Raw genomic sequence first — 21,771 nt, 5'->3', positions numbered from 1 at the left:
CCATGCCAAGCCAACAATCTGCCCTGCATGGAAACAACGCCCCCACGACCTTTGCCCTGCCTGCGGCAAACTGTCCCGGTGAATGGCGGAGGCGGGTTGATCGCCGGGCCTACGCCCTACCATCGGGTGCCGACAGGCAACAGGAAAGGCGAGATATGTTCACGACACGCACGGCAACGGCCATGGGACTGGCGATGATACTGGCCGGCTCGGCAGGCTCGGCAATGGCGCAGAACCAGGCTGCGGAGGCGGCCGGACCCTTCACGCTGGCTGAGCTTCCCTATGCCTTCGATGCCCTCGAACCGGTGATCGACGCACAGACGATGGAGCTGCATCACGACAAGCATCACCAGGCTTATGTCGACAATTTGAACGCGGCGGTGGAAGCCGATTCCGCGCTCGCCGATGTGACGCTGGAAGAGTTCGTGGCGTCGGCCGGAACCTATCCGCCGGCCGTGCGCAACAATGCAGGCGGGCACTGGAACCACACGTTCTTCTGGGAAACGATGATCGCCCCCGACGAATCCGGGGAGCCCTCGGCCGAACTGGCCGCCGCGATCGAGAGCGTCTACGGCTCGATGGACGATTTCCAGGCCGCGTTCAACAAGGCCGGTGCGGCTCAGTTCGGCTCCGGCTGGGTCTGGCTGATCGTCAATGACGAGAACGAGCTGGAGATCACCTCCACGCCGAACCAGGACAACCCGCTCATGGACGTGGCCGAGACGCGCGGCACGCCGCTTCTGGGCAACGATGTGTGGGAGCACGCCTATTACCTCAAGCACAACAACCGCCGGGCCGAGTATCTCGACGCCTGGTGGGGCGTGGTGAACTGGAACGCCGTGTCGGAGCGCTACGACGCCGCGTTGAACGACACGCCGTAACGGGCAAACCCGGCGAAACACCCTCCCGACAGGCGGGTGTTTCGCCGGCTCGTAAAATCCTGTAAGGCGCTTGGCCGTATTAACGGAGCGGAGCGTTTCATGTCGGCAAGCGATGGCTGGCGCGGCCAGGGGCCGCTGGCGGTGGCCCTGACCTTGGGTATGGGCATCGTCGTGGGCACCGCACTCCTGTTCCAGCATGTCGGCGGCTACATGCCCTGCGCTCTGTGCCTGGAACAGCGGACGGCCTATTACATCGGGCTTGCCGTTGGACTGGGCGCCATCGCCGCCGTGGCGCTGCGACTGCCACCGGCGCTGGTGCGTGTGCTCCTGGGCGTGATCGGCGTGTTGATGCTCTGGACCCTGGCGATCGGCGTCTACCATGCGGGTGTCGAGTGGAGCTTCTGGCCTGGCCCGGCCGATTGCGCCGTAAGCACGAACCTTGCCCCGTCCACCGATCTTCTCGGTTCGCTCGATGCGGTGCGCCCGCCCTCCTGCAGCGAAGCGGCCCTGCGCATCCTGGGCCTGTCCATGGCCGGCTGGAACGTGATCGCTGCCGGCCTGATCGCCTTTGCGGCCTTTCGAGGGGCGCTGCGCCCCGTCCGGTAACGCCTATTCCGGATCGAGTTCGGTATCCCAGTAGAGATAGTCGAGCCAACTGTCGTGCAGATGGTTCGGCGGGAACATGCGCCCGTTATTGTGCAGGTCATGCACGGTGGGCTGGTAGGGCTTCTGCGCCGGGAACATGCCGGCATCCCGCGGCATGAGGCCGCCCTTGCGCAGGTTGCAGCTCGAACAGGCCGCCACGACATTGTCCCATGTCGTCAGGCCCCCGCGCGAACGCGGGATCACGTGATCGAAGGTCAGGTCGTGGGGCGAGCCACAATACTGGCACTGGAAACGATCGCGCAGGAAGACGTTGAAGCGTGTGAAGGCGGGGTGCCGTGCCGGTTTGATGTAGGTCTTCAGGCAGACGACCGAGGGCAGTCGCATCGAGAAGGACGGCGAATGAACGGCCACGTCGTATTCGGCCAGGATGTTGACGCGGTCCAGGAAGACCGCCTTGATCGTGTCCTGCCAGGACCAAAGGGAAAGAGGGTAGTAGCTGAGCGGCCTGAAATCGGCATTCAGAACAAGTGCCGGAGTCAGGCCGGGATGCACCGCGATCGTCAAGGAGGGTCTCCTCTGCCGAAGCTCATGCCCGAAATCTTCTCAACCACTATCGTGGCCTATCGTGTCGGCTTTGTGAAGCCTTCCGCCATTGCGGCCGGCGCGGCATCACGCCGGGTGATCGTGGCGTAATAGGCCCAGAACAGCCGGGCCGCGACGGAGCGGTAGGGCGACCAGAATTCCGCTATGGCGCGCAGCGCCTTGTCCGAGGGGCGCCCCTCCAGCCCCAGCCCGTCCGCCACGGCAATCTGCAGCGCCAGGTCGCCGGCGGGGAAGACGTCCGCGTGGCCGAGCGAGAAGAGAAGATAGCTTTCCGCCGTCCAGGGGCCGATGCCCGGAATGGCGGTCAGCTCGCGCAGCGCGGCTGCCACCTCCGCCTGCGCGACGCGCTCGAAATCGAGCGTGCCGGTGATGACCGCCGCGGCGATCGCCAGAAGCGTCCGCTCCTTGGCGCGGGACAGTCCCGCCTGCCGGAATTGCGCATCGTCCAGCGCCAGGATGGCGGCAGCGTCGGTCAGGTCCACCAGGCCGGCGAGCCGCTCGAAGATGGCCGCGGCGCTCGCCCGTGACACCTGCTGCGCCACCATGACGGATATCAGCCCCGGCATCGCCTGCAGGCCCTTGCGCAGTGGCAGCACGCCCGCCTGGGCGGCGATGGGTCCGAGCCGCGCGTCCAGCGCGACCAGCGCCGCCAGCCCGTCTGCCAGATCCTCATCCTGGCGGATCATACCACCCTCCCGCTCGCGTCCTGCACATGGAGCTAGGGCAGGGCGCCCCGGATGCGATCGCGTGCAGGACGATGGGCCTGGCTAGAAGTCCATATTCGCACAGAGTTGGGTATTGTCCGGGACGCGGCCGCCGCAACTGTTTCCGAACTCTTCCTCGTCGCTGTCCACCGGCGCGGCGTAATAGAGGTCGTCGCAGGCCTGCATGTCGCCTTCCCGGCAGGCGGTGATCAGGCCGTCCAGATCGGCTGGCTGCGTGTCCGCCTCCGGCGTGACGGGCAGGATGCCACTGCCCGCCACGAGCCCGGTCAGGGCCGGAATATGCGGCAATGCCTGGACGATGCCGTAGGGGACGGCAACGGTTAGTGCGACGATGGTCAGCATGATCGCCACCGCGCGAAGCGGTCCGCGGGCGGAACGGTGGATCGACCCGTAGGGCGCCGTCAACGCATCGACGCGCGCGGACAGGGGCGGATAGTTCGACAGCCAGCGGGCGATCGTCATCCAGCCGGTATCGAGGTCCTGCTGCTGGCGGATATAGGCCTCGACATTGATGTCGCGGGTCAGCGCCCGCCCGCCGGCCAGCACCAGAAGGCCCCGGCGCGCGCCGGCCTCGTCGCCGCACAGGGCGGCGCCCCAGCGGTCGCACGTATATTCGCAGGCGCGCGAATAGGCCGTGCCGAGGAACGGCATGAAGCGCCCGGGGGCCGTCAGGATGAACCAGTTCAGATGCCCCGAGCGCAAGTGCCCGATCTCATGGCCGATGATCATGTCCCGGGCGACGGTGTCGGTGCCGCAAGCCTCCAGGAGATCGGTGTAGAGGACGACATACTGCCCCCGGAACAGTTTGGTCGCCAAGGCGTTCAAGGCGCCGTCCGCCTGCAGGAGGTAGGTGCGCGGCACCGTGCGCAGGCCGGCCTTGCGCGACAGTTCGGCAACACGGTCGTAGATCTGCGGGAACTGGTCCGGCCCGGCCAGCACCGCATTGCCGCGCAGGTGCACGATATAGACGAGTTGCGCGCAGAACAGGAAAACCGCAATCAGGATCACATAGATGAGAATCAGCCCCAGGCTGCCCGCCAGGAGCAACGCCCAGATGATGAGCGAGAAGATGAGCACGGCGATGAAGAGCGGAATCTCGCCTGGAGACCGCCGGACCTGCATCGCCTGGCCGAAGCCTGCACTTGCTTCTATCGACATGATGGCGGCGTCCCCTTTTACGCGGCGTACGGCCGCAGGCGATACGCGCAGAGTCTCCGCTTCGCAATCGTAATCTCACGCACAGGTCACGGGTCCGTGTTGTGACGCGGCCGATGGACGCTCGCCACGGCACAGATTAGACAGGGCGCATGGCCTGGGTTCGGGAGGAATCTTCAGGAATGGATCCCGGTTCTGCGCCCCGCCTGCGCTTTGCGCCGAGCCCCAACGGGGGCCTCCATCTCGGCCATGCCTATAGCGCCCTTCTCAACCGGCAGCTGGCGGCCGAGTGGGGCGGCTCGTATCTCTTGCGCATCGAGGATATCGACAGGGCGCGCTGCACCCCGGCGCTGGAGCGCGCCATGATCGCCGATCTCGATTGGCTGGGCGCCCTGCCGCCACCGCCCTATCGCCGCCAGTCCGAGCATATGGACGATTACGCCGCCTGCATCGATGCGCTGGTGGAGGCAGGCCTTGCCTATCCATCGGTCCTTACGCGCGGCGAGGTGCGGGCCCATGTGGCCCGCATGGAAACACAGACCGGCATGCCCTGGCCGCGGGACCCGGATGGCGCACCGCACTATCCCGGCACGGAGCGCGACCTGTCCGCCGGGGAGCGCCGCGCCTTGATGCAGCAGGATCGCCCCTATGCGATCCGGCTCGACATGGCGGCCGCCCTTACCCGCACAGGCCCCTTGACCTTTTTGGAAACGGATGCCGGCGGATCGGCGCAGGAGATCGTGGCCGAGCCGCAGGATTGGGGGGACGTGATCCTGGCGCGCCGCGACGTGCCGACGAGCTACCACCTGTCCGTCGTGGTGGACGATGCGCTGCAGGGGATCAGCCATGTCGTGCGGGGCGCCGACCTGATCCAGTCGACCTCTGTCCACCGAGTGCTCCAGACACTTCTGGGCCTGCCGGCGCCGACCTATCGGCACCATCCGCTGATCCTCGACGCCGAGGGGCGGAAACTGTCGAAGAGCCGCGATTCGACCGCCCTCAGTGTGCTGCGGGGCGCGGGCCTGACACCGGCCGACATTGCCCGGATGGTCGGCCTTGGCTAAAGGGCGACGAGCCAGAAGCTCAGCGTGACGGCCGACAGGGCCGTGGTGGTGACGATCACCGTGGCCGCAAGGCTTTCGCCGCTGCGGAAGTAATTGGCGAACAGCCAGGCATTGGCGCCGGAAGGGCAGGCCGCCATGGCGACGCAGAGGACCAGCCAGTCGGGCGGCAGCAGGAATGTGCCGACGACTAGGGCGGCGGCCGGCTGCAGGACGAGCGCCAGGAAGGCGATGATCAGCCCCATGCGCAGATCGCCCCGCACCTTGAACCGCGTCATGGTCAGCCCCAGCGCGAAAAGCGCCAGCGGCCCCGTCGCCGTGGCCAGCATGCGCACGATCTCTCCCAGGGGACCGCCCAATGGCAGGCCCGTCGCCCGCCAGGCAAGGCCCGCAAAGACGCCGAGGATGAGCGGACTGCGCACGAGATTGCGGCCGACCCGAAGGACGATGGCGCCGACGGCAAGCCCCTGCGCATCGCTGTCTCCGGCATCCCGGCGGTCCAGGAGCGCGGCGCGTTCGACGAGGAGGGTGGAGGCCATCATCATCAGCGGAAGATGGATCGCCAGGAGCATGGCCAGCTTGCTGAGCCCGGCCTCCCCGAAGGCGAGACTCGCCACCGGGACGCCGACGAAGACGAGGTTGGAGAAGCTTGCGCCCAGCCCTGCGATCACCGCGGCGCGCCGGTCCACCCGGCCGAAACGGCGCGCCGCGACGATGCCGAGGCCATAGGTCAGCGCGACGGCCGCAAAATAGGTCGCCCACAAGGCCAGTGGGCTGCCACCCTCGAAGCTGGCCGTGGCCAGGGTGCGGAACAGGACGGTCGGCATGCCGATCACGAAGACGAAGGCCGACAGGGCCTCCGGCGCGCTGTCGGGCAGGATGCGACTGCGCCCGGCCGCGTAGCCGAGCGCGATGAGCCCGAAAATCGGCACGATGATGAACAGGATCAACGCCACCCGGCCGTCTCCGCTACCTGAGCGCGCTTTGCACCCGCCAACCCGCCTGATACGAGATGCACCGACGCAGTGCCACCCCTTGCGGAGCCAAGGGGGCCGGACCCCAGCGGGCTGGACGCGTGGGCATTGCGCGGTCGGAGGCCCATCATGCACAGGTATGTTTCCTGGTTTCCTGCGCTGTTCGTGCTGCTCTGGTCGACCGGCTTCATCGGCGCGCGCTACGCCATGCCGCATGCCGAGCCCTTCACCTTCCTGGCCATGCGCTTCGCGCTGGCGCTTCTGATTCTCGTGCCTTGGGTCATGCTGGCGCGGTTGCCCTGGCCCCGGCCAGCCGCCGCAGGCCATGCCATGATTGCCGGGGCGCTGATCCACGGCGTCTATCTGGGGGGCGTCTTCTTTGCAGTCCGGCACGGATTGCCGGCGGGGATCGCCGCGCTCATCGTCGGGCTGCAGCCGATACTGACCGCCCTGATGGCCGCCGCCATGCTCGGGGAGCGCGTCACCGCCCGGCATTGGGTCGGGCTGGCGCTGGGGCTGGCCGGGGTCGCGCTCGTCGTCGCGCCCAAGCTCGGAGCGGGCGGTGACTATCGCGTCCTGACGCTCGGGCCGGTCGTCCTGTCGGCCATCGCCATTTCGCTCGGGACCGTCTGGCAGAAGCGCTTCGTCACCGGCGCCGATCTGCGCACGGGCACCGCGCTCCAATATGTCGGGGCGCTGGTGCCGACGGCGCTCGCCGCCCTTCTGTTCGAGACGCGGGTCGTCGACTGGACGGGCGAGCTCGTCTTCGCCCTGGTCTGGCTGACCGTCGTCCTGTCGATCGGCGCCATCTTCCTCCTGCTCTTCATGATCCGCGAAGGCGCCGTGTCGAAGGTGGCCTCGCTCATGTATCTGACGCCGGGGGTCACGGCCGTCATGGCTTTTCTCCTGTTCGGGGAAAGCCTCAGCGCGGTCCAGCTCGCCGGTCTTGTGCTGGCCGGCGCCGGCGTCCATGCGGCGATGCGCGCCGGTCGCCGTCCCGTTTAAAAGCGCCGGCAGGTGGCCTATATCCCGCCAACACCCACGCAAGGCGACGGCATGTCCTCTTTCCTTACCTATCTCGCGCTGGCCCTCATGATCGCGGTTGCGCTCGTGCTCGTGGCCGGCTTGCGCAACATGCTGGTCGGCGGGCCGGGCAACCGCTCGCAGAAGTTGATGCGCCTGCGCGTGATGCTGCAGGCGCTCGCCGTCCTGGTGATCGTCCTGTTCCTCCTCTTCGCCCGCTGACGAGGCCGCCATGGTTCGCCTGACACGCATCTACACCCGCACCGGAGACCGGGGCACGACGGCGCTCGGCAGCGGCGAGCGCCGCGTCAAGGACGATCTGCGGATCGAGGCCTACGGCACCGTGGACGAGCTCAATGCCGTGATCGGCGTGGCGCGCACGGTCGCCGATGCGCAGACCGACCGTCTCCTCGCCGCCGTCCAGAACGATCTCTTCGACCTGGGCGCCGATCTGGCGACGCCGCAGACGGACGAGCCGCTGCCCTATGAGCGGCTGGCCGTCGTCCCCGCGCAGGTGGACCGGCTGGAGCAGGAGATCGACAGCATGAATGCCGCGCTGTCGCCGCTCAATTCCTTCGTGCTGCCGGCCGGAACGCCCGCTTCCGCGCATCTGCACCATGCCCGCACCGTGGCGCGCCGCGCCGAGCGGCTGATGGTTCGCCTGGCCCGCCAGCCGGGGGAGGCGGTCTCCGACCCGGCGCTGCGCTACATCAACCGCCTGTCCGACTGGCTCTTCGTGGCCGCCCGCCACGCCAATGATGACGGGCGTGGCGATGTCCTGTGGGTGCCGGGCGCAAATCGCTGAGCGGGGTGCGGCGCACTCTTGTGATTGCAGCGCAAACGGGCGACACCACGGTTCCAGGCCGGGCTAATTTTGACGTGAAGGTCATTTGCATTTATGCCCGAAGCGGATTTTCCGCCCTTCTGGCGGGCAAGGCTGAGGGAGTGGACGCACGACCATGAAGATACTCGTCTGTGTGAAGCGCGTTGTGGATTACAACGTGAAGATCCGGGTCAAGTCCGACGGCAGCGGGGTCGAGCTCGCCAACGTCAAGATGAGCATGAACCCCTTCGACGAAATCGCCGTGGAAGAGGCCATCCGCCTGAAGGAAAAGGGTGGCGTGGACGAGATCATCGCCGTGTCCGTCGGGCCTGCACAGGCGCAGGAAACGCTGCGCACCGCGCTGGCCATGGGCGCCGACCGCGCCATTCTGGTGCGCGCCGATGACGGGCGCGTGGAGCCGCTGGCCGTCGCCAAGATCCTCAAAGCCGTCGTTGCGGCGGAAGCGCCCGATCTCGTCATCCTGGGCAAGCAGGCCATCGACGATGATTGCAACCAGACGGGCCAGATGCTCGCGGCGCTTCTGGGCTGGCCCCAGGGCACTTTCGCGTCGGCCTTGACCATCGCAGAGGGCAAGGCCGAAGTGGTGCGGGAGGTGGATGGCGGTCTGCAGACCGTGTCGCTCACCCTGCCGGCCGTGGTGACCACGGATCTGCGGCTGAACGAGCCGCGCTACGCATCGCTTCCCAACATCATGAAGGCCAAGAAGAAGCCGCTCGAGGAGCGATCGGCCGCCGAGTTCGGCGTCGATACGACCCCCCGGCTCGAGGTCCTGCGCACGGCCGAGCCCGATGCGCGCAAGGCGGGCGTGCGCGTCACAACGGTCGACGAGCTGGTCGACAAGCTGAAGAACGAAGCCGGCGTGCTCTGAGACCTTGCGAGGATCGCTTTTATGACCACCCTCCTGATTGCAGAACACCATGACGGCGCCCTGTCCGTCGAAACCGCCAAGGCGCTGACCGCCGCGGCCGCGCTCGGCAGCCCGGTCCATATCCTCGTGGCGGGCGATGGCGTCGGCGATGTCGCCGCCAGCGCGGCTGCGCTCTCCGGCGTGGAAACGGTGCTCCTGGCCGATGCCCCGGCCTATGGCCACGCACTGGCCGAGCCGCTGGCCGATCTCGTCCTGTCGCTGGCGGATCGCTACGCGGCGATCGTGGCGCCGGCGACGACGAGCGGCAAGAACGTCCTGCCGCGCGTCGCCGCGCTGCTCGACGTCATGCAGGTTTCCGATGTCATCGCGGTTGACGGGCCCGACACGTTCCAACGGCCGATCTATGCCGGCAATGCGATCGAGACGGTCCGCTCGCGTGACCGCGTGAAGGTGCTGACGGTCCGCACGACGGCCTTCGAGCAAGCCGCGGGCGGCGGTGCGGCCCCCATCGAGACGGTGTCCGCCACCCCGGCCAGCGAAACCTCCGCCTTCCTGCGGGAAGATGTCGCCGCCTCCGAGCGGCCGGAGTTGTCGGCCGCCACCATCGTCGTTTCCGGCGGGCGGGCGCTCGGCTCGCGCGAGAAGTTCGAGGAGGTCATCCTGCCGCTGGCCGACCGCCTCGGCGCTGCCGTCGGCGCGTCGCGCGCGGCGGTGGATGCGGGCTTTGCGCCCAATGATTGGCAGGTGGGCCAGACGGGCAAGGTCGTGGCCCCCGCACTCTACTTCGCCGTCGGCATTTCCGGCGCCATTCAGCATCTGGCCGGAATGAAGGATTCGCGTATCATCGTGGCCATCAACAAGGATGGGGACGCGCCCATCTTCCAGGTGGCCGATTACGGACTTGTCGGGGATCTGTTCCAGATCGTTCCGGAACTGAAGGACAAGATCTAACGGCCATGGGCGAACGGGGCGCCGGCGGGGCGCCCGGCGGACACAGGCTCGAGGGGGCACGGACAATGCTGGAAATCCGCACGGTGGGCGTCGTCGGCGCGGGGCAGATGGGGATCGGCATCGCCCACGTCGTCGCCTTGGGCGGTTACGACGTTCTGCTCCTGGATGTCAGCCTGGAGCGTGCGCGGGCCGGCGTGGAGCGCGTCGGCGCCAATCTGGCCCGGCAGGTGGCCTCCGGCAAATTGTCGGAGGAACAGCGCGCCGCCGCCCTGGCGCGGATCACGCCGGCCGATGGCGCCACCGCGCTGAAGGATGCCGACCTCGTCATCGAGGCGGCCACGGAAGAGGAGGCCGTCAAGCGCCGGATCTTCCAGCAGATCTGCCCGGAGCTGAAGCCCGAGGCAATCCTGGCCACCAATACCTCCTCCATCTCCATCACGCGGCTTGCCTCGGCCACGGATCGGCCCGAACGGTTCCTGGGCATTCACTTCATGAACCCGGTCCCTCTCATGAAGCTGGTCGAGCTCGTGCGGGGCATCGCCACCGAGGATGCGACCTTCCAGGCGGCCCGGACCTTCGCGACCCGCCTCGACAAGGTGACGACCGTTTCGGAGGATTTTCCGGCCTTCATCGTGAACCGGATCCTCATGCCGATGATCAACGAGGCCATCTACACGCTGTATGAAGGTGTCGGATCGGTCGAAAGCATCGACAACTCGATGCGGCTCGGCGCCAACCATCCGATGGGGCCGTTGCAGCTCGCCGACTTCATCGGGCTCGATACGTGCCTGTCCATCATGCAGGTCCTGCATGACGGCCTGGCCGATTCGAAGTATCGGCCATGTCCGCTGCTAGTCAAATATGTCGAGGCCGGCTGGCTCGGACGCAAGGCGGGGCGCGGCTTCTACGACTATCGCGGGGCATCGCCCGTACCCACGCGCTAAGGCCGTGGCGGGTGCGGCCCGCCATGGCTTCGACAGGGCCCCGCTGAGCGGAGGCTACTTGACGGCGGGCGCCTCGGCGCTGGCCTCGACCTCGCCGGTCAGGACCGCGCGGCGCTCCTGTTCCTTTAACTCGTCCAGCGCCGGCATCGACATGATGTTGTAGCCGCTGTCGACGTAATGGATCTCGCCTGTCACGCCGTTGGCAAGATCCGACAGGAGGTAGAGCGACGCGCCGCCGACCTCGTCGATCGTCACGTTGCGGCGCATGGGCGCATTGCGCCGCTGATAGTTGAGCATCAGCCGGGCATCCGACACGCCCGCGCCCGCCAGGGTCCGGACGGGGCCGGCCGACACGGCATTGACGCGGATGTTGCGCGGGCCGAAATCGGCCGCCAGATAGCGCACCGACGCCTCCAGCGCCGCCTTGGCGACACCCATGACGTTGTAGTTCGGCATGACGCGCTGCGAGCCGTCATAGGTCAGTGTCAGGAGCGCGCCGCCATTGTTCAGGATGCGCGCCGCCCGCCTGGCGACCTCCGTGAAGGAGAAGCAGGAAATCACCATGGTCCGCGTGAAATTTTCACGCGTGGTGTCGGCATAGAGCCCCTTCAACTCGTTCTTGTCGGAGAAGGCCACGGCATGGACGACGAAGTCGATCCGGCCCCAGCGCCGCTCCAGCTCGTCGAACACGGCATCGACCGTGGCGACATCCTCCACATCGCAATTGATCAGGATGTCGGAGCCGATTTCCTGGGCGAGCGGGCGGACGCGCTTGCCGAAGGCTTCGCCCTGGTAGGTCAGGGCGATCTCCGCGCCATGGCCGGCCAGGGTGCGCGCAATGCCCCAGGCGATGGAATTGTGGTTCGCAACGCCCATGACGAGGCCGCGCTTTCCCTTCATCAGGTCGCCCATGGCCGATCCCTCACTTCCCATTCTCGTCAGACCCGGCGGAAGACCAGAGTCGCGTTTGTCCCGCCGAACCCGAAGGAATTGGACAGGACGGTGGTGAGACCGGCATTGTCGACCCGCTCCCGAACGATCGGCAGGTCGGCGAATTCGGGGTCGATCTCGTCGATATGCGCGCTCTTGGCGATGAAGTCGTCCCGCAGCATCAGGAGGCTGTAGATCGCCTCCTGCACGCCGGTGGCGCCGAGCGAGTGACCGGTGAGCGACTTGGTCGCCGAGATGGGCGGAACCTTGTCGCCGAAGACCTCGCGGATCGCCATGATCTCCTGCCGGTCGCCGACCGGCGTGGAAGTGGCGTGCGGATTGATGTAGTCGATCGGCGTATCGACGGTGGCGAGCGCCTGCTGCATGCAGCGCACCGCGCCCTCGCCCGAGGGGGCCACCATGTCGTAGCCGTCCGAGGTCGCGCCGTAGCCGATGATCTCGCCATAGATGCGCGCGCCGCGCGCCAGCGCATGCTCGTATTCCTCGAGCACCAGGACGCCCGCGCCGCCGGCGATCACGAAGCCGTCGCGGTTCTTGTCATAGGCGCGCGAGGCGACGGCCGGCCGGTCGTTGAAGCCGCTGGACATGGCGCCCATGGCATCGAACAGGCAGGACAGGGTCCAGTCGAGCTCTTCGCAGCCGCCGGCGAAGATGATGTCCTGGCGGCCGGCCATGATCGTCTCGTAGCCATTGCCGATGCAGTGGTTGGACGTCGCGCAGGCGGACGAGATCGAATAGTTCACGCCCTTGATCTTGAACCAGGTGGCGAGCGTCGCCGAGGCGGTCGAGCACATGGCCTTGGGCACGCTGGTGGGGCCGATCCGCTTGGGGCCGCCCTTGTTGCGCGTCACGTCGGCCGCCTGCACGATGGCGTGGGTCGACGGGCCGCCCGAGCCCATGATGATGCCGGTGCGCGGGTTGGAGACGAGATCCTCGCCGAGCCCGGCATCGGCGATGGCCTGGTCCATGGCGATATGGTTCCAGGCCGTGCCGCCGCCGTGGAACCGCATGGCGCGGCGATCCAGCACCGTGTTCGGATCGAGCGTCGGCATGCCGTGCACACGGCAGCGGAAGTTCAACTCGGCATAGTCTTCGGCAAAGCTGATGCCGGACCGCGATTCCTTGAGGGCGGTGGCGACCTCCTCGACATCGTTTCCGATGGACGAGACGATTCCCAAGCCTGTAACGACAACCCGCTTCATGATGCCGGCCTCCTGACGATATGCGCCGTTTCCGGCTTAAGCAGCGTCCGTATCCTGGAACAAGCCCACGCGCAGGTCGCTGGCCCGGTATATGATCTCGCCATCGGCCTTCATCCAGCCCTCGGCGATGCCGAGCTTCAGCCGCGAGCGCATGACCCGCCGGAACTCGACGCCGTATTCGACCAGCTTGACCTTGGGCGTGACCTGGCCGGAGAACTTCACTTCGCCCACGCCGAGGGCGCGGCCGCGTCCCGGCTCGCCCAGCCAGCCGAGATAGAAGCCCGTCAACTGCCACAGCGCGTCGAGGCCGAGGCAGCCGGGCATGACCGGATCACCCTGGAAGTGGCAATCGAAGAACCAGAGGTCGGGCGACACGTCGAACTCGGCGCGGATCGAACCCTTGCCGAACTGGCCCCCGTCTTCGGTCACCTCGGTGATGCGATCGAACATCAGCATGGGCGGCAGCGGAAGCTGGGCGTTGCCTGGCCCAAACAGTTCCCCCCGGCCGCAGGCGAGAATCTCCTCCTTGCCGAACTGCGTCTGTCTGGTCTGCATCATGCTGTCCGTTTCTCTTCCCGCTTCTTGATCCGGCATGCGTCGGCCACCCGGGACGACCGTTTCTGGAGTGCCCCTTACCATGCACGGGCCGCGTGGCAAATCCCGAGCCTTGGCCCCAAAGCCATATGTGCCGCCTTTTCTGCATCGCCCCCGCTGGCCGGATCCTGTAGATTGGCGGCGCGGGAGGCTTTCCAGGGCATGTGGCGCATCATCGTCTGCATTATCGGTTTTTTTACGATGGGGGCCGCCGTACCGGCCGAGGCCGCCGGCTGGCGCTTCGACGGGAGGCAGGGCGCCCTGTCCTTCGATGAGGGCGATTTCCGGCCGTCGCTGCGCTGCGTGGGGTCACGCCAGATCGCGATCCTGGTGCCGGGAAACGGCGCCCGCTTCGATCCCGAGCGGTCATATACGGTATCCCTGTCGGTCGACGGGCTTGCCTTCATCCTGTCCACCGCGCCCGCCTTCGGCTCCGGCGCACGCACCGACTTCATGGCGGTGGCGCCCATGACAGCCATCGAGCCGCTCCTTGCCGCGCTCGCGAAGGGCCGGGAGGTCGAGGTGGCCGGCCCGACCGGGCGGTGGCGGCTCCCCTTGTCCGGCAGCGCGGCCGGTGTGTCCAGGCTGCGCCAGGCCTGCGCGTAAGCCGCTTGAGCCATTGTTCCCGTTTGTCTTTCGCTTTTAGAAAGACTATCTCTTGAACAGGGATCGGAAACTCCGTAAAAGTGGATCATCCCAGTCAAGTTATTAGATGGTGTCTGAGTGATGGAACAGCGTGCGTTTGCGAAATCCGTAGCCGGTGGGCACGCGTCCTCCTTCTGCGTGTTCGAGCGCCTGCGCGCGGCGGGCCTGCGGCCGACGCGCCAGCGTGTGGCGCTGTGCAACCTCCTGTTCGGGGCGGGGGATCGGCACCTGTCGGCCGAAGAACTCCACGAGGAAGCGCACAAGGCCGGCGAGCCCGTGTCGCTCGCCACCGTCTACAACACGTTGCATCAGTTCACGGATGCCGGCCTTGTCCGGCCGCTCTCCGGCGAAGGGCAGCGCACCTATTTCGACACCAACACGTCCGACCATCATCACTTCTTCCTGGAAGAGGAAAACATGATGATCGACATTCCGGACGGCACGATCGCCATTGCCGACCTGCCGGCGCCGCCGGACGGTATGGAGATCGTCAATGTGGATGTGGTGGTTCGGCTGCGCCGCAAGCGCTCCTGACCGCCTAGGGCCTGCGGCTTCCCGCAGGCCGTCCGCTCAGCGGAAGCTTTCGCCCGGATAGACGCCCCAGAGCTGATTCTGGTCCATCCATCCTGTCCGATCGGCGACCTGCACCCGGCAGACCGTGCCCGTGCATTCTTCCACCCGCACGACGACGCCCGGCTCCAGCAGCGCCACCGGCGCACTTTCGGCCGCAGCCGCACGGCGGACATTGAGCTTCACGTCCTCGCCCTTGCGCCAGGGTGCGGCAAGCGCCGTGCGCTGGCCGGACAGGAGCGAGTAATAGACCCAGCCTTCTGATCCTTCCGAATCCCGCACGCGCCGCCACTGCTCGAACTCCTGGATGATCTCCATCGGCAGGCCGCGCTTGGCATAGCGCCAGGCAATGGGAAAGTCGCGGCCCGGGCCGACGCGCAGATTGACCGGCTCCGACTTGAAGGACACGAAGCGCGGCAGGGGGAGGCGGTCGGGATCGGCGGCATCCTCGTTCGCCTGCTGGGCGGCGACCGGCAGCGCGAGCGCCAGGACGCTCAAGGCGACGAGAAGAGGTTTGGTCAGGACACGGTTCCGGACGCGGAACCGAAGGGGCGCGAGCGCGCGGTGGATCAGGGACATTTCAGGCACGTCTGCGATTCATCCCGAAGCTTGTCCGGCGGGCCGGACGGTCTTTTCGCTGCCATTATCCAACGGTTCAGGTTAACAAGCTTTCACTGAGCAAGGCACGGCGAGGGAGGACAGGCGAGCGACATGACGACGGACCGTCCAGCATGGGTTGTTGCGCTGACACGTCGGCTGCCGGAGGAGATCGAGCGCCGCATGGCGGAGCTCTTCGAGGTGATCGTGCATCCGCACGACCGGCCGATGACGCAGCGGGAACTGGCCGCCGCCATGGACCGGTCCGACGTCCTCGTCACGACGCTCAGCGACAAGATCGACGCCCGCCTTCTGTCGGAGGCGCGCCCACGGCTGCGGCTGATCGCGCAGTATGGCGCGGGCATCGACAATATCGACATCGAGGCGGCGCATCGGGCGGGCATCACCGTCACCAACACGCCCAATGTCCTCAACGAGGACACTGCCGACATGACCATGGCGCTGATCCTGGCCGTGTCGCGGCGGCTGGTCGAAGGCAGCCGCGAACTTCTGGACAAGGGAACCTGGCCCGGCTGGGCGCCCGACGCCATGCTCGGCAGCCGCCTGTCCGGCCGGCGGCTCGGCATTGTCGGCATGGGGCGCATCGGCACGGCCGTCGCCCGGCGCGCCCGCGCCTTCGGGCTGGAGATCCACTATCACAACCGCTCGCGCGCCAGCGCCCGGACCGAGGCCGAACTCGGCGCCACCTATTGGGACAGCCTGGACCAGATGCTGGCGCGGGTGGATATCCTGTCGGTCAATTGCCCCTATACCCCGGCCACCTATCATCTCCTGTCGCGGCGCCGGCTGGCCCTGCTGCAGGCCGGCAGCTTCATCGTCAACACCGCGCGCGGCGAGATCATCGACGAGCCGGCGCTGATCGATATTCTGGAAGAGGGACGGCTGGCCGGGGCCGGCCTCGACGTCTTCGAGGCGCAGCCGCGGCTCGACGAGCGGCTCGTCCGCCTGGCCGCCCAGGACCGCGTCATCCTTCTGCCGCACATGGCATCGGCCACGCGTGAGGCGCGGCTGGACATGGGCGAAAAGGTCATCATCAACATCCGCACCTTCATGGACGGGCATCGCCCGCCCGACCGGGTCCTTCCCGGCCGCCCCTGACGCTGTCAGCCCTGCGTGCCCGGAGGGCCGGAGCGGCGGTAGCGGATGGTCGTGAACCGCATGGCCAGAACATCCACCATCAAGAGGCGGCCGATCAGCGGCTCGCCGATGCCGCAGACATGCTTGATCGCCTCGGCCGCCGCCAGCGTGCCGAGGATTCCGGTGGTCACGCCGAGGATGCCGGCCTCTGCGCAGCTCGGCACCGTTCCGTCCGGCGGAGGGGACGGGAAGAGATCCGTCAGCCGGGGCGCCGGGGCGCCATCGAGCGTGGCGAAGGGGGCCAGGAGGGTGAGCGAGCCCGAAAAGCGCTGGACGGCGGCCTGGACGAGCGGGCGCTGCATCCGCTCGCACAGTTCGGCCGCCGCATAGCGCGTGTCGAAATTGTCCGATCCGTCGATGACGAGGTCGTAACCCGCCAGAAGATCGGCGCCATTGTCCCGCGTCAGGCGCAGCGAATGGGCCACGACGCTCACATGCGGGTTCAGGGCCGCGATCCTGTCACGCGCGCTGTCGAGCTTGGAGCGCCCGACATCGGCCGTGCCGTGCAGGATCTGGCGCTGCAGGTTGGACAGGCTCACCGTATCGTCGTCCACCAGGCCGAGCGTGCCGATGCCGGCCGCGGCCAGATAGAGCGCGGCCGGGGAGCCGAGACCGCCGGCGCCGATCAGGAGGATGCGGGCCTTGCGCAGGGCCTGCTGGCCGGGCCCCCCGATTTCCGGCAGCATCAGGTGGCGCGCATAGCGCTGCAGTTCCGCGTCGGTGAAGCTCATCGCACCCTCATGTCAGCATGCCCTGCGACGCGGTCAGGATCTGCGCACGGCCTTCAAGGGCCGCGAACAGGGCACGATCGGTCCCGGTCATGAAGCTTTGTACGCCGAGCGCATCGAGTATGTCGAAAAGCGCGGCGCGCCGTGAGGGATCGAGATGGGCGGCGATCTCGTCCAGAAGCAGGATGGGCGGCAATCCGGACACCTGGCGTGTCAACGCCGCATGGGCAAGGATCAGGCCGATCAGAAGCGCCTTCTGCTCCCCGGTGGAGGCGAGCGCGGCGGGCATGGCCTTCATGAGATGCGTCACGATGAGGTCGGCCCGGTGCGGGCCTTCCAGCGTGCGCCCGGCGGCCCTGTCCTGGCCGCGGCCGGCGCGCAGCCGCGCCGCGATTTCGTCTTCCACATCGACCCCCGGCCGGGACAGGTCGAGGCCCTCATAGCCGCTCGCCAGATCCAGCCCCGCCTGCGGGAAGGTGCCGTCCACCGTGGGGCCGGAGCGGATGGCCATCGCCAGGCCATGCACCGTTTGCGCCCGCGCCAGCGCGATGGCAAGGCCGAGTTCGGCAAGCTGCAGCTCGATCCCGGTCAGCCAGGCATCGTCCATCCGGCCATCCGCCAGAAGGCGGTTGCGGCCGCGCATGGCCTTTTCGTAATCGAGCGCCCGGCGCCCATGTTCGGGATGCAAGGTCAGGACGAGCCGGTCCAGGAAGCGCCGGCGGTCGCCCGCCGGGCCGCCGAAGAGCCCGTCCATGGCCGGCGACAGCCAGATGAGACGGCAAAGCGCCAAAAGATCGTCGGCACTGCGGGCGGTGACATCGTCGATCCGCACCTGCCGCTGCCGCCCCTCGCCGGCATCGGCCCGCACCAGCGTCAGCACATCGGCCGGCGCATCGTCTTGCCGGTGAATAGCGGCGCGCACCGAAAAGCCGAGCTGGCCGCCGACGCGGGCCATATCGCCATAGGTGGCGCGGCGCATGCCACGCCCCGGATTGAGGAGCGAGATGGCCTCGAGGAGGTTCGTCTTGCCGGCGCCGTTGTCGCCCGCCAAAACCACGAAGCGCGAGGTGACGGGCAGGCGCAGGCTCGTATAGTTGCGGAAATCCGCCAGCCGGAGTTCGCCGATGGAGCCCGGCCAGAGCGCGTCCATGGCGTCACGTTCCGTAGGGTCAGACCCGCATGGGCATCAGCACGTAGAGCGTGCCGGTGTCGCCCCCGTCGCGGATCAGCGTGGGCGAGCCGGGATCGGCCAGCATGAAGACGGCCTCCTCGCCCGCGAGCTGCCCGGTGATGTCCAGGAGGTACCGCGCGTTGAAGCCGATTTCGATGTCGTCTGCCTCGTAGCCGACGGCCAGTTCCTCGGTGGCGGTGCCGGCATCGGGGGAGTTCACCGTCAGGACGAGCTGGCCGCCGCCGACCGCCAGCTTCACGGCGCGCCCGCGCTCCGACGAGATGGTCGATACGCGGTCGACCGCCTGGGCAAAGCTCTGCCGGTCCAGCGTCAGGGCCTTGTCGTTGCCGGTCGGAATGACGCGCTGGTAATCCGGGAAGGTCCCGTCGATCAGCTTGGAGGTGATGACCACGTCGCCGATGGTGAAGCGGATCTTGGAATCGGAGAGCTGGATCTCGACCGCGCTGTCGGCCGCGGCATCGCCGATCAGCTTCTGCAATTCACTCACCGTCTTGCGCGGCACGATGATGCCGGGCATGCCCTCCGACCCGCTCGGAGCGCGGGTCTCCGCCCGGGCGAGGCGGTGGCCGTCGGTGGCCACGGCGCGCAGCTGCAGATCGCCGCCGGATTCGATCGTGTGGAAGAAGATGCCGTTCAGGTAGTAGCGCGTTTCCTCGGTGGAAATGGCGAACTGGGTGCGCTCGATCAGCCGGGCAAGATCGACCGCCGGCACGGAGAAGCTGTGCGACATGGCCCCGGCGGTGATGTCGGGAAAGTCGACCTCCGGCAGGCATTGGAGGCGGAAGCGTGAACGGCCCGACGAGACGACGAGCTGGGCGCCGTCCTCGCTGGTGGCAAGGCTCACCTCGGAACCGTCGGAGAGTTTGCGCACGATGTCGTAGAGGAGATAGGCCGGCACGGTCGTGCCGCCCGGCTGCTCGTCGATCGCCGTCACGCGCTCGGTCACTTCGATGTCGAGATCGGTCGCCTTCAGGCGCAGGGCCCCGTCCTCGCTCTTCAGGAGAACGTTGGACAGGATCGGGATCGTGTTCCGCCGCTCCACGACACGGTGGACATGGCCAAGAGCCTTGAGGAGATTGGACCGCTCGATGATGATACGCATGACGTCAGGACAGACCGTTCGGTTCGGGCACCGGGCATCTGCGCCCGGCATGGCAGGAACCTGTATTAGAACAAGGGCGTGGCAATTGGAACCGTGATGGTTTCACGGCAGGGCAGCGCCTATTCCTCGATCATGCGGCGAATGATGTCGAGCTCGTCCGACAGCTTGGCGTCGCCTGCGCGCTCGGCTTCGATCTTGCGCACGGCGTGAAGCACGGTCGTATGATCCCGCCCTCCGAAACGCCGTCCGATTTCCGGCAGCGAGCGCGGCGTCATGGTCTTGGCCAGATACATGGCGATCTGGCGCGGCCGCACGATGGTGCGCGTGCGGCGGGCCGAGAGAATATCGGCGCGCGACACGTTGTAGTGGCGCGAGACGAACTTCAGGATATCCTCGATCCGCACGCGCTTCTCGACATTGTTGCGCGTAAGCTGGTTCAGAAGATCGTTCAGATGCTCGCTGGACAAGGGCTGTCCGACCGAGTGGCGGAAGGCGATCTGGTTGAAGGCGCCCTCCAGATCCCGCCCGGACCCGGTGATCCGCCGCGCAATGGTGTCGACCACCTCGTCCGGAATGTCGAAGGAAGCATCCTCGGCGCGCATGTCGCTGGCGCGCTTGTTCAGGATGGTGCGGCGCATCTCGTAGTCGGGCGCCGCGATCTCCACCGAAACGCCGCCCGTCAGGCGTGAGCGCACGCGCTGGTCGAGGGATTCCAGTTCGAAGGCCGGCCGGTCGGCCGCCACGATCACCTGCCGTGCGCTGTCGATCAGGGCATTGAGCAGGTGGCAGAATTCCTGCTGGATCGAGCGCCCTTGCAGAAACTGCATGTCATCGATGATCAGGATGTCGATGCCACGCAGGTTCTGCTTGAAATCCAGCGCCTGGTTGTCGCGGATCGCCGCCGCGAAGCGCCACATGAAATATTCGGCCGTCAGGTACACGACGCGCGGCCGGTCGGCGCGGGCGAGGGCCCCGTTGGCGATGGCCTGCAGGAGATGCGTCTTGCCGAGCCCGACCGAGGCATGGATGAAGAGCGGATTGAAGCGGACAGAATGCGGGCCGTTCTCGGCCACGGAGCGCGCCGCCGCCAGCGCCACGCGGTTGCTGGCGCCCTCCACGAAACCGTCGAAGACATAGCGCGAATCGAGCGGCGAGCCGAACTCGCTCGCCGGCCGCTCGATCGCGATGGCCGGCAGGGCCTGCGGGCGCGGCGCGGCGCTCGCATCGCCGTCATTGGCGGCGGCCGGCACGGGCATGATCGGCTGGACGCCGGCGGGCGGCGCGGCGCGGGCCGCACTGCGCACCTGGACATCCACCCGGATCGTACCCGGCACCTCCTCGGCGAAGATCTCCTGCAGGAAGTCCTTATAGTGGCCGTTGATCCAGGTCTTCAGGAAGGCGGTGGGAACCGAAAGCTGCACGGAGCCACGCTGGATCGCATCGAGTTTCATGCGCTGGAACCAGGAAGCGTAGATATCCTGCCCAAGCTGAGCCTTGATGCGCGCACGCACGCGCTCCATGACTTCGTCTTCGCTGCGCGCCGGCATCGTCCGCATCGAGCGTTCCGTTCCTTCGTGATGGCCCGCCGCAGCGGCCGGATGGGGGATGCGGCCAAAGCCGCCCGTCGCCAGACTCATTTCTGCACCCAGGACAGGCCGGCAGCCTTCCACCCGGCCACGCGGCCACGATGGCCTTCCTCGTCGGCCGGACCTTCGAAGCCATCCAGTATGTTGAACGCGTTCTGAAAGCCCGCTGCGGTCAGCGCGGCAGCGCTGGCCATGGACCTGGCCCCGGAGCGGCACAGGAAGTAGAGGCGGGAGGACTCCGAGCCGCCACGCTCGCGCACCGTCGCGGCGACACGTTCGGCGAAGGCGGGGTTCACCGACATGGTGGGAAAGCTCTGCCACTCCATGAAGATGGGCTCCTGCGCGCTGTCGGGCGCCAGCGGAAAGCCGACGAAATTCCATTCCGCCATGGTCCGCACGTCGATCAGGAACGCGTCCCGGCTGGCTGTGAGGTCGTCCCAGCATTGCTGGACCGTCACATCGTCCTTGTAGGCCTTGTTCACGGCGATAGTCTCCACGGGCCTGTCGACAGGGCCGACAGGCATGAAACAGAAAACAGAACACGGGTCGGCATCGCCGCAACGAAGCGCGGATGCCTGTTCGGGGATAGCGAGAGCTTATGCGACGGTTGGTTCAGACCTGGAGTTGTTCCAGATTTTGTACTTTGTTCTGGAAAACACGCGTTGTCCCCACACTTCGTTTTCGCCAGCTCTTGTCGCTGGGAGGAAGCTACGCATTGCGACAGGTTGGGGCAAGCTTCGAATCGCGCAAAGTGACTCGGCGGGGGTGGCACTGTGGCGGAGACGACAAAGCCACATTGCAGCCGGTTTGA

Annotated in this window: 25 protein-coding genes; 12 read left to right on the top strand and 13 right to left on the bottom strand. The window is 67.1% G+C overall.

What is annotated here, in order from left to right:
• The first annotated feature begins 155 nt into the window (after positions 1–155).
• A complete protein-coding gene (locus tag AUL30_RS12830; protein WP_062228294.1) occupies positions 156–881 on the top strand; it encodes a superoxide dismutase in 726 nt (241 codons plus the stop codon).
• Between the two features lie 99 nt (positions 882–980).
• Positions 981–1,487 (top strand): disulfide bond formation protein B, encoded by a 507-nt coding sequence (locus AUL30_RS12825; protein WP_062228293.1) that lies wholly within the window; start codon positions 981–983, stop codon positions 1,485–1,487.
• Between the two features lie 3 nt (positions 1,488–1,490).
• Here the strand turns inward: AUL30_RS12825 and AUL30_RS12820 are convergent, their stop codons facing one another.
• From AUL30_RS12820 to AUL30_RS12810, 3 genes are all read right to left on the bottom strand, one after another.
• Complete coding sequence (locus tag AUL30_RS12820) at positions 1,491–2,051, bottom strand: HNH endonuclease (protein ID WP_062228292.1); 561 nt, start codon at positions 2,049–2,051, stop codon at positions 1,491–1,493.
• Between the two features lie 56 nt (positions 2,052–2,107).
• Positions 2,108–2,776 carry a DNA-3-methyladenine glycosylase family protein gene (locus tag AUL30_RS12815; protein ID WP_062228291.1) on the bottom strand — a complete coding sequence of 223 codons (669 nt, stop codon included), beginning with the start codon at positions 2,774–2,776 and terminating at the stop codon, positions 2,108–2,110.
• 81 nt (positions 2,777–2,857) lie between these two features.
• On the bottom strand, positions 2,858–3,973 hold the full coding sequence (locus AUL30_RS12810; protein ID WP_083507912.1) for a M48 family metallopeptidase: 1,116 nt from the start codon (positions 3,971–3,973) through the stop codon (positions 2,858–2,860).
• Between the two features lie 179 nt (positions 3,974–4,152).
• Between AUL30_RS12810 and gluQRS the strand changes: the two genes are divergently transcribed.
• The gene (gluQRS, locus tag AUL30_RS12805; RefSeq protein ID WP_062228289.1) at positions 4,153–5,034 is read left to right on the top strand and encodes a tRNA glutamyl-Q(34) synthetase GluQRS; all 882 of its coding nucleotides are present in this window, start codon (positions 4,153–4,155) and stop codon (positions 5,032–5,034) included.
• Here gluQRS and AUL30_RS12800 read toward each other — a convergent pair.
• Positions 5,031–5,987: an AEC family transporter gene (locus tag AUL30_RS12800; protein WP_062228288.1), complete on the bottom strand. Its 957-nt coding sequence runs from the start codon at positions 5,985–5,987 to the stop codon at positions 5,031–5,033. The two genes, gluQRS and AUL30_RS12800, sit on opposite strands and share 4 nt — an antisense overlap.
• Positions 5,988–6,134: 147 nt before the next feature.
• Between AUL30_RS12800 and AUL30_RS12795 the strand changes: the two genes are divergently transcribed.
• The 6 genes from AUL30_RS12795 to AUL30_RS12770 all read left to right on the top strand — a co-directional run bounded on the left by AUL30_RS12795 (position 6,135) and on the right by AUL30_RS12770 (position 10,635).
• Positions 6,135–7,010 (top strand): DMT family transporter, encoded by an 876-nt coding sequence (locus AUL30_RS12795; RefSeq protein WP_062228287.1) that lies wholly within the window; start codon positions 6,135–6,137, stop codon positions 7,008–7,010.
• A 51-nt stretch (positions 7,011–7,061) separates the two neighbouring features.
• Positions 7,062–7,250, top strand: coding sequence for a twin transmembrane helix small protein (locus tag AUL30_RS12790; RefSeq protein ID WP_062228286.1), 189 nt, complete (start codon positions 7,062–7,064; stop codon positions 7,248–7,250).
• 10 nt (positions 7,251–7,260) lie between these two features.
• Positions 7,261–7,833, top strand: a complete 573-nt coding sequence (locus AUL30_RS12785) for a cob(I)yrinic acid a,c-diamide adenosyltransferase (protein WP_062228285.1) — start codon at positions 7,261–7,263, stop codon at positions 7,831–7,833.
• 154 nt (positions 7,834–7,987) lie between these two features.
• The gene (locus AUL30_RS12780) at positions 7,988–8,740 is read left to right on the top strand and encodes an electron transfer flavoprotein subunit beta/FixA family protein (protein WP_062228284.1); all 753 of its coding nucleotides are present in this window, start codon (positions 7,988–7,990) and stop codon (positions 8,738–8,740) included.
• A gap of 21 nt (positions 8,741–8,761) precedes the next feature.
• Positions 8,762–9,691: an electron transfer flavoprotein subunit alpha/FixB family protein gene (locus AUL30_RS12775; protein ID WP_062228283.1), complete on the top strand. Its 930-nt coding sequence runs from the start codon at positions 8,762–8,764 to the stop codon at positions 9,689–9,691.
• 65 nt (positions 9,692–9,756) lie between these two features.
• Positions 9,757–10,635, top strand: coding sequence for a 3-hydroxybutyryl-CoA dehydrogenase (locus tag AUL30_RS12770; RefSeq protein ID WP_062228282.1), 879 nt, complete (start codon positions 9,757–9,759; stop codon positions 10,633–10,635).
• Positions 10,636–10,689: 54 nt separating this feature from the next.
• Here AUL30_RS12770 and fabI read toward each other — a convergent pair whose 3' ends face one another.
• From fabI to fabA, 3 genes are read right to left on the bottom strand one after another with little or no spacing between them, the layout of a single operon-like run.
• The gene (fabI, locus tag AUL30_RS12765; protein WP_062228281.1) at positions 10,690–11,547 is read right to left on the bottom strand and encodes an enoyl-ACP reductase FabI; all 858 of its coding nucleotides are present in this window, start codon (positions 11,545–11,547) and stop codon (positions 10,690–10,692) included.
• A 26-nt stretch (positions 11,548–11,573) separates the two neighbouring features.
• Positions 11,574–12,788, bottom strand: coding sequence for a beta-ketoacyl-ACP synthase I (gene fabB / locus AUL30_RS12760; RefSeq protein WP_062228280.1), 1,215 nt, complete (start codon positions 12,786–12,788; stop codon positions 11,574–11,576).
• A 36-nt stretch (positions 12,789–12,824) separates the two neighbouring features.
• The gene (gene fabA, locus AUL30_RS12755) at positions 12,825–13,343 is read right to left on the bottom strand and encodes a 3-hydroxyacyl-[acyl-carrier-protein] dehydratase FabA (RefSeq protein WP_062228526.1); all 519 of its coding nucleotides are present in this window, start codon (positions 13,341–13,343) and stop codon (positions 12,825–12,827) included.
• A gap of 201 nt (positions 13,344–13,544) precedes the next feature.
• Between fabA and AUL30_RS12750 the strand changes: the two genes are divergently transcribed.
• Together AUL30_RS12750 and irrA are read left to right on the top strand one after the other, a co-directional pair.
• On the top strand, positions 13,545–13,988 hold the full coding sequence (locus tag AUL30_RS12750; RefSeq protein ID WP_157070137.1) for a hypothetical protein: 444 nt from the start codon (positions 13,545–13,547) through the stop codon (positions 13,986–13,988).
• Positions 13,989–14,108: 120 nt separating this feature from the next.
• Complete coding sequence (gene irrA, locus AUL30_RS12745) at positions 14,109–14,561, top strand: iron response transcriptional regulator IrrA (protein ID WP_062228278.1); 453 nt, start codon at positions 14,109–14,111, stop codon at positions 14,559–14,561.
• Between the two features lie 36 nt (positions 14,562–14,597).
• Here the strand turns inward: irrA and AUL30_RS12740 are convergent, their stop codons facing one another.
• Complete coding sequence (locus AUL30_RS12740) at positions 14,598–15,176, bottom strand: SH3 domain-containing protein (protein ID WP_083507911.1); 579 nt, start codon at positions 15,174–15,176, stop codon at positions 14,598–14,600.
• Positions 15,177–15,308: 132 nt separating this feature from the next.
• Here AUL30_RS12740 and AUL30_RS12735 point away from each other — a divergent pair, with 132 nt between their 5' ends.
• Positions 15,309–16,313 carry a 2-hydroxyacid dehydrogenase gene (locus tag AUL30_RS12735; RefSeq protein ID WP_062228277.1) on the top strand — a complete coding sequence of 335 codons (1,005 nt, stop codon included), beginning with the start codon at positions 15,309–15,311 and terminating at the stop codon, positions 16,311–16,313.
• Between the two features lie 5 nt (positions 16,314–16,318).
• Here the strand turns inward: AUL30_RS12735 and AUL30_RS12730 are convergent, their stop codons facing one another.
• The 5 genes from AUL30_RS12730 to AUL30_RS12710 all read right to left on the bottom strand — a co-directional run bounded on the left by AUL30_RS12730 (position 16,319) and on the right by AUL30_RS12710 (position 21,442).
• The gene (locus AUL30_RS12730) at positions 16,319–17,083 is read right to left on the bottom strand and encodes a HesA/MoeB/ThiF family protein (RefSeq protein ID WP_062228276.1); all 765 of its coding nucleotides are present in this window, start codon (positions 17,081–17,083) and stop codon (positions 16,319–16,321) included.
• A 7-nt stretch (positions 17,084–17,090) separates the two neighbouring features.
• The gene (recF, locus tag AUL30_RS12725) at positions 17,091–18,230 is read right to left on the bottom strand and encodes a DNA replication/repair protein RecF (protein ID WP_062228275.1); all 1,140 of its coding nucleotides are present in this window, start codon (positions 18,228–18,230) and stop codon (positions 17,091–17,093) included.
• Between the two features lie 19 nt (positions 18,231–18,249).
• On the bottom strand, positions 18,250–19,374 hold the full coding sequence (gene dnaN / locus AUL30_RS12720; protein WP_062228274.1) for a DNA polymerase III subunit beta: 1,125 nt from the start codon (positions 19,372–19,374) through the stop codon (positions 18,250–18,252).
• A gap of 119 nt (positions 19,375–19,493) precedes the next feature.
• A complete protein-coding gene (gene dnaA / locus AUL30_RS12715; protein ID WP_062228273.1) occupies positions 19,494–21,011 on the bottom strand; it encodes a chromosomal replication initiator protein DnaA in 1,518 nt (505 codons plus the stop codon).
• Entirely contained in the window at positions 21,008–21,442 is a 435-nt protein-coding gene (locus tag AUL30_RS12710; RefSeq protein WP_062228272.1) for a rhodanese-like domain-containing protein, read from the bottom strand. Before AUL30_RS12710 ends, dnaA begins: the two co-directional genes overlap by 4 nt.
• Positions 21,443–21,771 lie beyond the last annotated feature (329 nt).

Origin of the sequence: Aureimonas frigidaquae (assembly GCF_001463905.1) — a bacterium.
In the GTDB taxonomy this organism is placed as follows: Bacteria; Pseudomonadota; Alphaproteobacteria; order Rhizobiales; family Rhizobiaceae; genus Aureimonas; species Aureimonas frigidaquae.
This window is presented reverse-complemented; position numbering and strand designations above follow the sequence as displayed.